This window comes from Rhizobium sp. P1_E6, from assembly GCF_056405875.1.
This window is the reverse complement of record NZ_JBFUBG010000219.1, coordinates 1-2,612: the sequence shown is the minus strand read 5'-3', so window position 1 is coordinate 2,612 and position 2,612 is coordinate 1. Positions and strand designations below refer to the sequence as shown.

At 62.0% G+C, this 2,612-nt stretch carries 4 protein-coding genes and 1 pseudogene; all 5 read right to left on the bottom strand.

Translation table 11 applies throughout. The annotated features are described in order from the left end of the window. Positions 1 to 201, bottom strand: a pseudogene (locus AC1D35_RS35515) (hypothetical protein); the annotation flags it as partial. 3 nt (positions 202 to 204) lie between these two features. After that, on the bottom strand, positions 205 to 1,080 hold the full coding sequence (locus tag AC1D35_RS35510) for a hypothetical protein (RefSeq protein WP_477942645.1): 876 nt from the start codon (positions 1,078 to 1,080) through the stop codon (positions 205 to 207). Next, positions 1,064 to 1,597, bottom strand: coding sequence for a hypothetical protein (locus tag AC1D35_RS35505; protein ID WP_477942643.1), 534 nt, complete (start codon positions 1,595 to 1,597; stop codon positions 1,064 to 1,066). The genes AC1D35_RS35510 and AC1D35_RS35505 overlap by 17 nt, the downstream gene beginning before the upstream one ends. Beyond that, on the bottom strand, positions 1,594 to 2,202 hold the full coding sequence (gene gspM, locus AC1D35_RS35500; protein WP_477942641.1) for a type II secretion system protein GspM: 609 nt from the start codon (positions 2,200 to 2,202) through the stop codon (positions 1,594 to 1,596). Before gspM ends, AC1D35_RS35505 begins: the two co-directional genes overlap by 4 nt. Further along, on the bottom strand, positions 2,199 to 2,612 hold a 414-nt coding region (locus AC1D35_RS35495; RefSeq protein WP_477942639.1), incomplete at its 5' end, for a PilN domain-containing protein. The genes gspM and AC1D35_RS35495, both read right to left, overlap by 4 nt.

The window sequence follows — 2,612 nt, the reverse complement described above, 5'->3', positions numbered from 1 at the left end:
GATAACGGAGAGGTCGCAAAACCGGGCCAGCTCCCGCGCGATCGCCATCTCCGGCAGGATTCCAAGCTCGCGCATGACTGTATCCACTGGCTGGTCGGTCTGGCGCTGGGCCGCCCTTACTCTTTGCATTGCCTCGGGCGTCACGCTGCCGCGACCGACAAGATCATCAAGAAACTGCTCGCAAAGCTCTATCGTTTTCATCTCTTACGTGATCCGGTTGAGCCAAGAGACAAGCTCCGGCCCGAGAAAGGCGCTGCAGTCAACAGCTGCGCCTGGTGGCGGGTCGAGCGGCAGGTCCATTGTCTTACGGCCATTGGAGTGCCCCGTGGCGACGATCCTGGCATCGCTTCCGGCGTCGCCATGATGTTCGATCCTGCTCATCAGCGTATAGGTCCCGGACCGGGCAGGTCGCGATCCGGAACGTTTGGCGGCTTCCGGCAGGAAGGGCTGCAACGACCGCGGCGAAAGCGTCCCGTCCACCAGCGCGCTTCGGCTGTCGACAGTGAAGAGTTCGGCGAGCTTTTGCGGGGGAACCAGCCGCAACGCCGCATAATCGAGGAGTTCGACGGCATCTTCGATTGGACCGTGCTTCAAACCGAATTCCGGCTGAAGGACATCGGCATCGCCGGCGCCTGCCTGACGAGAGCGGTAGAGGACGATCGATTGCGCGATTCCGCCTGCCTGCCCTTCATCCAGGCCCACCGCGGTGAGGCCCGCGGCGATCATGTCCTGGCCGGCGACATTGAGATCGATGAGACCAGCATGGTCGAGCGCCCGGATTGTAATCGTCAGGTTCTTGACGCGGCATGAGACACCTTGCCGCTCGGAGGCCTGTTCGAGCGCCTGGGTGATGAGAGCGTCGGAGCCGTACTTCCCGGCGATGTATAGATTGACGGCCTCCGCTGCATGGGCAAGGCGGGCCTGCTCGAATGTGTGGCTCGATGTCAGGGCGGCAAGTCGGGCGGAGGAGGCAAAGGGCAACAGCAAGGCCGCAAACAGGAGGAGGAAGCCTAGAACGGCCACCAGGGCGAAGCCCTCCTCGCCTTGCGCAGGCGAAACGATCCTAATTGCCCGGTGCATGCGCATTCTCCGGACTATAGAGGTCGACGACGGTCGACCGATCCGCCAAGCGAAGGGCGACGCTGTGGCTATCGACGCGTTCGATCGTCCATCCTTCGACGATCGCGCCGACCAGTGCCCATTCAGCCTTTTGATCGGGAGAGACCGACAGGAGAGCGGCCGCATCTGGCCCGGTGCGCCGGATGCCGATCAACCGAAAGGAAGGAATCGGCACGACGGTCGGTTGGACGAGCGGCGCGATCTCTGCCGGCGGGGCGACGGGCACTGGCGGCGGTTGGTATTCCCGGCGCGTCGGGCTGAAGAGCGGGCGGGACAGGGCTTCGGAGCCTTGGCCGGGCTGGACTGCGTCGTCGCCTTTCGCCGCTGCCTGTGTTTGTGCTTTCGCCTGGGGGAGCGGCGCAAAGGCAATCGGGCCGATGTCGACGGCCGTCTTGCTCAGCAACAGATTGCCGGCGCCCAGCGCAAGGATAGCGGCTGTCGACAAAGCTAGAATAGAGAAACGTGGGCGCAAGCTCATTTTGTCGCCACTGCCTTGGATGGAATCAAAACCGGGTCGCCGGAACCATAAATTTCCAATGTTGCCGCCAGTTGAAGCGGCCCCTGAAGCATGCCTTGCTGCAGCATTGCGTTTCGGATCGATGCCTTTCGGACCACCAAAGGCGGTGTAGACGTTTCGATTTGCAGCAGCATGGCGTGCACTGCCGAGAGACTCCCCTGAATATCCGTAACGGCGCCGATAAGGGGGACACCGTCAGGTGCTGCGTCCGGCAAGTTGTTGATCGAAATGACACCAGCCCCGCTCTCGGCTGCCATGGCGTTGATGCGCTCCTGGAATCTGGCGCGCGCAACCGCCAATGTGTCGCCGGGAAGATACAGGGCCTCTTTGTTGGCACCGGTGGTTTGAGGGGCCGCATTGTCGGCAGAGACCTTCGCCAGCAATGCGTCCAACCGGCCGAGCTCGATGCGTTTGTCGGTGATTTCCTCCGCCTGAACGCTTAAATGGTTGCCCGCAAGCGTTATCAGCCAGACGGCCAGAAGTGCTGCGAGCGCCAGCATGCCGATCGCGACCGCCTGTTGCGTTCGTCGCGGCAAGTTCATCAACCGGATGAGAAGCTCGGTCATTCTCGGTTGACCTTCAAGCGCATCTCGAAATGTTCGCCATCCTGACCTGGCATGCGCACCACCGGCGCCGAAAAGGTTGGTTCGCTGAACAGTGCCGACGCGTCGAGGGGTTCGATCAAGCCCGCGGCAGATTGGGCAAACCCGGAAATCGTGAGCCTCTCGTCATCGACAGAAACATCCGTCAGCCAAGCATCGTCCGGAAGGCGCGCAGTCAGTTCCTCCCACAGGCGGATGGCTGGGACAGCCTCCTGTTTGCGGCGAACGGCCACAGAAATCGCCATTTCTGTTGCCGCCTTTTTGTTGAGGATCGCGCGGGCTTTGGCGGCATCCTGGCGTTTTCCCTCGGTGTCTGCTTCGAGCATGGAAAGGGCGTTGTCGTAACGCAGAGCCGCATGTGCAAGGGTCAGGAC